6 protein-coding genes are annotated in these 5,849 nt (G+C 56.9%); 3 read left to right on the forward strand and 3 right to left on the reverse strand.

Annotated elements, in window-relative coordinates:
- Together AR540_RS09030 and AR540_RS09035 are read right to left on the reverse strand one after the other, a co-directional pair.
- The coding region (locus tag AR540_RS09030; RefSeq protein WP_059226329.1) for an IS5 family transposase at positions 1 to 247 on the reverse strand (247 nt) is incomplete at its 3' end.
- Positions 248 to 499: 252 nt separating this feature from the next.
- Positions 500 to 1,822, reverse strand: a complete 1,323-nt coding sequence (locus AR540_RS09035) for a M20/M25/M40 family metallo-hydrolase (protein WP_059228156.1) — start codon at positions 1,820 to 1,822, stop codon at positions 500 to 502.
- A gap of 590 nt (positions 1,823 to 2,412) precedes the next feature.
- Here AR540_RS09035 and AR540_RS25330 point away from each other — a divergent pair.
- Positions 2,413 to 3,513 (forward strand): hypothetical protein, encoded by a 1,101-nt coding sequence (locus AR540_RS25330; protein WP_153014209.1) that lies wholly within the window; start codon positions 2,413 to 2,415, stop codon positions 3,511 to 3,513.
- A 225-nt stretch (positions 3,514 to 3,738) separates the two neighbouring features.
- On the opposite strand, the gene AR540_RS09040 is transcribed toward AR540_RS25330, so the two are convergent.
- Positions 3,739 to 4,701, reverse strand: a complete 963-nt coding sequence (locus AR540_RS09040) for an aromatic alcohol reductase (RefSeq protein ID WP_059228159.1) — start codon at positions 4,699 to 4,701, stop codon at positions 3,739 to 3,741.
- 75 nt (positions 4,702 to 4,776) lie between these two features.
- Between AR540_RS09040 and AR540_RS09045 the strand changes: the two genes are divergently transcribed.
- The gene (locus tag AR540_RS09045) at positions 4,777 to 5,262 is read left to right on the forward strand and encodes a winged helix-turn-helix transcriptional regulator (protein WP_059228160.1); all 486 of its coding nucleotides are present in this window, start codon (positions 4,777 to 4,779) and stop codon (positions 5,260 to 5,262) included.
- Positions 5,263 to 5,550: 288 nt separating this feature from the next.
- Positions 5,551 to 5,849, forward strand: a 299-nt coding sequence (locus tag AR540_RS09050) for a glycine betaine ABC transporter substrate-binding protein (protein ID WP_330219588.1), incomplete at its 3' end; no start/stop codon positions are given.

Consider the following 5,849-nt stretch of genomic DNA (forward strand, 5'->3'; position numbering starts at 1 on the left):
GTAGGCGCTCGAGAACTCGATCAAAGGTGCCGTCATCTCGCCAGTCACGAAACCGCTGATACACCGTCGACCAGGGGCCGAACCGCTCTGGCAGGTCGCGCCAGGCAGCACCTGAACACAGGATCCAGAAGATGCCATTGAGCATCAGCCGGTCATCACTGCGTGGCCGCCCCCTCTTCTGCTCAGGCGAAACAACATCTGCAATCAGCTCCCACGCTTCATCCGGGAGTTCGTAACGCTTTGCCATGCGGCCCTCCAGCCCCTCATGGTGCCAATTCTACTCGCTCGGATTTTTCGTACAGAGCCTAGTGTGGTGTTTCAGAAGTTCGCGCAAGAATTGGCGAGTGATTTTTGTTCGGTTCGGCGCCCCGAATGGGCTAGGCGCCGCGACGAGTCATAGCAGGGCTATGGCGAGGAGTGGCAACGACGTCCAGGGCGGTCCGCCGCTGCGGACAAAAAGCGCCGCCAAAATTGTGTAGGTAACTTCTGAAACACCACACTAGCGCTTGACCGGCAGCACCGGCTCGCTGACACCCTTGATGCCGACCAGAGTCAGGCTGGTGAGCAGCACGTTCTGCGGGCCCTGGTAGGCATTGGTTGGCTTGTACCACTCCGCCAGTGAATGGGCGCTGCCACCCTCCCCGCCACCGCTGACGGTCATGGCCGGTACGCCCAGGGCCATGGCGGTGTTGGAATCGGTACTGCCACCGCTCAGGGTGACCTTGGCGCCGTTGGTGACGGCGGCGATGGAGCGCTGCGCCGTCTGCACCATGGGCGAATCCTCCGGCGTGCCACCGGCCGGACGATCCCCGATCAGCTTGATGTCCACCGAGATCTGGTCGGTCTCCCAGCGCTGATTCTCTTCCTTCACCGCGTCCTGCACCAGGGCCAGGATCTCCTTCTCCTCGGCCAGCAGCGCGGTCTCTTCGTTGGATCTCATGTCCAGGGTCAGCCGGGCCTCGGCGGCGATGGCATTGACCGAGGTGCCGCCCTGGACGGTACCGACGGTGAAGGTGGTCTTGGGCTCCTTGGGCGGCCGCACCTCGGCGATCTTGGCGATGGCCCGGCCCATGGCATGGATGGCGCTGGGCCGCCCGAATTCGGCGAAGCTGTGGCCACCGGGTCCCTTGAAGGTGATCTCGTAGCGATGGCTGCCGGTGCCGCGATTGACCACCCGGCGCACGTCGATGCCATCCACCGAGATGAAGCCGTCGATGCCCTGGCGATCCTTGAACAGCGCCTTCACCCCGCGCAGGTTGCCCAGCTCTTCCTCGCCCACGGTACCGACGAAAGTCAGGTCACCCACCGTCTCGATGCCGCTCCTGTTGAGAGCGTCAATCACCGACAGCAGCGCGGCCAGGCCGCGGGCGTCATCGCCGATGCCGGGGCCGAAGGTCTTGCCATCCTGTTCCTTGAGAGTCAGGTCAGTGCCCTCGGGAAACACCGTATCCAGGTGCGCCGAGACCACCAACTGCGGCCCCTGGCCACTGCCCTTGCGGGTGGCGATCACATAGCCTTCCTGGGCGATGCTGGCATCCTTGAGACCCAGCTCCTGGAAACGCTTGAGGTAGTACTCGGCGCGCACCTGCTCCTTGAACGGCGGCGCCGGGATCTGGGCGATGCGTTTCTGTTCCTCGAAGGTACGCCCATCATCGGCGCGCAGCGCCTCCAGGGCCTTGGTCACCCGGGCATCGCCCTGTACGGCGGACAGGGAACCCTCGACGCCCGGCGCGGCGGCCAGGGGCAACGCCAGGGTGGCGGTCGCAGCGGTGAACACGAGTACGGAAAAGCGGTTGGCCAAAGCCGAACGAGCAAAAGACATCTGACACTCCCATTGCCTAGGTTGGTATTCCGATGGAGCACAATCGTCAGACGAATGCGCAACCTCTTGACGCTAGGTGGGCGTTGGGGAATCGTCAAAAAATGCCCAGAAAAATTTAGATGGTTATTGCTTCGCCCCTTAACATCCAAGGTGGCGCCAGCTAAACCCCAATCAATTGACTATGTTACTCCCCTTTCCAAAGCTGACATTTTCCGCCCTCTTTATACCGTCAAAATAATTAATATGCGCGAAAATATAATTTAAGCCACCCGAATACATCTAGCAAAAACAATATACCGACCGAACAAATTTGACAACTATCGGCCTGCCCAAGACAGAAATATGAGCTTCTCACTTCAGATATACGAGAGCGGACGAGACAGTCAACACAAGCTCTGATAGAATTCAGCCATACACATATGAAATCCAAGGCATCATGAAACAAACGTCAAGCGCCATACAAAAATATCACCATCCTAATTCAGAAACCCTAGCACCATGACCAAGTTAAATATTTCCAAAACATATATTTTGCGACACATAAAACCAAACCTTGATCGCAAAGCCACTTTATTAATAAAAGGATTTTTATGAATAAGAAGAGATTACTGTTGTTTTTTAGCCTTCTATTGAGCTCAGCAGTATTTGCGGACGAAAACATTGTAGCGCCTTTAGTTGAAGACGATCTAAGACAAGCCAAGGCTGACGTAAGAACGTATGAGCGCAACATTAAATCTATAGATGAACTATTAACAAGAATCCAAAACACCCAACTCCAAAAAAAACCGAAAGACGCCAATTCGGAAAACAGCTGGGAAAAAGGAAAAGCCATTATTGAAAACAATAAAACGGGAAAAGTAGGCCAGAAGGATTACCGCCAATCATTAGAGCTTATAACTCAGTCACTAGAAGGAGCCGTTGATTTAAAAGGAAACTTTTGGAATCGTTCAGTATTGGAATTTTACATAGACCAAGACACAACACCAGACTCCAAATATTTACGCATCGCAAGCAACGCCGCTAATGACGCTCTAAAAAATTACTTGGCAGCCGTTAAGTCAAGCAACGGCAACTCAAGCTTTATAATTGAGAGGATACTGCCTAATAGTCGAATTTTTCTGAGCGAAATGGAAGACTTAGAAGAAAGCGAGCTAGCCACAAGAGTCAGCGAATTAAAATCTTTAATCTCAAAAGGCTATGATGCAGTATACACATCCATTCAAGAAGGATACTTTGAAGCAGCAGTCAATGGAAAAAACGCAGCGGAGCAAGCTTTAAAAAGCATCCGCACACGAGAAAAAGAAAATCTAGACGACAAAAGAAAAGCACTATCTAGCTTTATAATAGAATTCAAAACATTAGAAAAACGAGATGAAGCTCGTCGAGAAAGCACAGATATCAGATTAGTTTATGCAGTTTACGGAATGATAGGGGTGCTCCTATTTTTATTCCTCGGACTCAAAGTCCTCCAAGAGGACGTAGCCAAGTCTTTAATAGTCAACAGGTCTCTCGTCGAGGTGGTTGGCATGGCATTCATGCTGATCACAATCATTATCCTGGGCACAGGCGAAAAATTAAGCAAGGAAATTCTAGGAACTTTGCTTGGAACCATCGCCGGATATGTATTTGCTCGCGGAACTGAAGACTCAAGAACAAGTAGAAGAAATATCAATACCAGCAACGATACCTAGTAGCCTCCAAGGCTGGAGTGAGCGACGGCGATCAGGCGGGCATGCGGGATGTTGGGAATGAATGGCGCCGATCGCTAGGAGCGGAACGCGCTTTTCATCTTGGCGTGAGCAGAGCCCCGCGCCGATCACCGATGAGCTAGAGGTGGACTCTGTCAATTCTCGAACGCCAGCGATCGCCAGCAGGCACCAATCAACGACCGCGGCCTGCCAGCCGTCCTGGATGACTCAGTAGTGGCGCTGTTCTTCCGCCAGATGCCCCCGCGTCCACTGCTCCGCACTAGTCACCGCGATCCCCTGCCGTGCATTGAAGGTGGCCTCCTTCGGCCAGGCGACGCCGCGGCCCTGGGCAAAGACCGCGCGGTACTTCTTGATGTGCTTGGCATGCTCGTCGGTCTCTTTCGCCATTTCCTCCAACAGGTCGGCAACCGGCCAGACGTCGGTTTCGAAGGGGCGCTTCAGCACGCGCTCCAATAGACTCGCTACCTCGCCATAGGCCAGGGTATCGCCGGCGAGGTAGAGGATTTCATTACGGAAGCGCGGCTCGAAGAAGACGATCTCGGCCGTCAACTTGCCGATGTCGTCAGGGGTGGTCAGGGTGACGCAGGTGTCCAGACTGCCCAGGGCATTGACCCTATCCATTTCCAGATCGACCACCCCGAACACGGGCTCGAACAGGAAGCTGGTGAACATGCCGGTGGAGATGATCACCCACTCGGTGCGGTCCTGGGCGCGCAGGAGCTCACGGACATCGAGTTGCGCATCGAACAGGTCCTGGGGGCTGCCACGCCCGATGGCCTCGAAGTCAACGCCGAACTGCCAGGGGAAGTAGCGCTTCACCCCGGACTGCAGCGCAGCGCGGGCCAGTTTCATGGGCGTTTCCCGCCCCGCGACCATGCCGGCGCAGCCAATGACGGTATCGAATCGTGCGAAGACCGCCGCCAGGTTGTCGATGGAATCCTTGACCAGGTCGCCGGCCACCAGCGCGACGCCGAGCGCGCGCAGCTCGTCCATCTCCTTTTTCTTGCCAGGTTCCTGGCTGTCGAGGGTGGCCTGGCGCAGCAGCACGCTGACCTTGGAACCGGGCCTTTGCTTGGCGAGCCGGGCGAGGTTGCGCAGCACCGGAAGGCCGAGTTCGCCGGCGCCGAGCACGAGGATTGATTGGGTAGCGGTAGGGAATTGGGCAGTCATCATGACTCCTGAAGTCAGGTGTAAGATGAACCGATGCTGGCAGACGCCAGCGGTACTCAAGAAGAAGGCACACGCGTGATACCAGGGGACGAGTCGACCGAACTGGAAATCCTCCGACAGTCGGAAGCCATCTGCCAGACACTCAGGCGGGACGACGACGGGGTACGCCGCGAGGTGCTCGCCCATGCGGGCAGTCGCTGGTCGCTGGGCATCCTCCATGCGCTGGGCGTGTACGGTCGAATGAGACACGCCGAACTGGCGCGGCAACTGACGGGTATCACCCAACGCATGCTGACCAAGACCTTACGGGCGCTGGAGCGTGACGGTCTCCTGCTGCGGCGCGATTTCGACGAGGTGCCGCCCCGGGTCGAGTACGAGTTGACACCCTTGGGCCTGGAGCTGCTGCTGCGCATGACGCCCATCTGGACCTGGGCCGTCGAGAACGTCGAGGACTTTCGCGCGGCGCGCCGCGCCTTCGACCAACGCGGCCACGAGAAACCCGCCTGGCAATCGCCCAGACCCCTGCCGCCGACAGCGAATGACGACGAGCCCGCGTCCTGACCGGTAGCCGGACGCAGCGGCCGCTCGCTCATCCTGGCGATGGCGGCCGACCTTCCCACCCGGGCTGTCCTAGTCGACTGCCGTTGAGTACTGCGTTTCATCGGCGCAGCGTGCCTGCTGCGAAGTTGGTCGCTGACAGCTTCAAAACGACGATATTATTTCCGGCAGCGACGTCCCCGGTATCGACCACGACACTGGCGATAGTCGGCTTCGGCCCGGATTTGCTACAAGCTGGCTTCTGCCAATGTTAATTGAACAATCAATCAATAATCGTTTGGAGATTTGCTCATGAAGGGTGTTTCGCGTCGATTGCTGGGTATCGCGCTGCTGGCTCCCTTGGCGGCCTTTGCGGCCGAACCGGAGTCCTGCGGGAAGGTGCGCTTCGCCGATGTGGGCTGGACCGACATCACCGTGACCACGGCGGTGACCAGCGAGATCCTCAAGGCGCTCGGCTACCAGCCCACGACCAACATGATTTCCGTGCCGGTCACCTACAAGTCCATGCAGAACAAGGACATCGACGTCTTTCTCGGCAACTGGATGCCCAGCATGGCGGCCGACATCAAGCCCTATGCCGACAACGGCAG

Source organism: Pseudomonas sp. EpS/L25, from assembly GCF_001512295.1.
Classification (GTDB): domain Bacteria; phylum Pseudomonadota; class Gammaproteobacteria; order Pseudomonadales; family Pseudomonadaceae; genus Chryseomonas.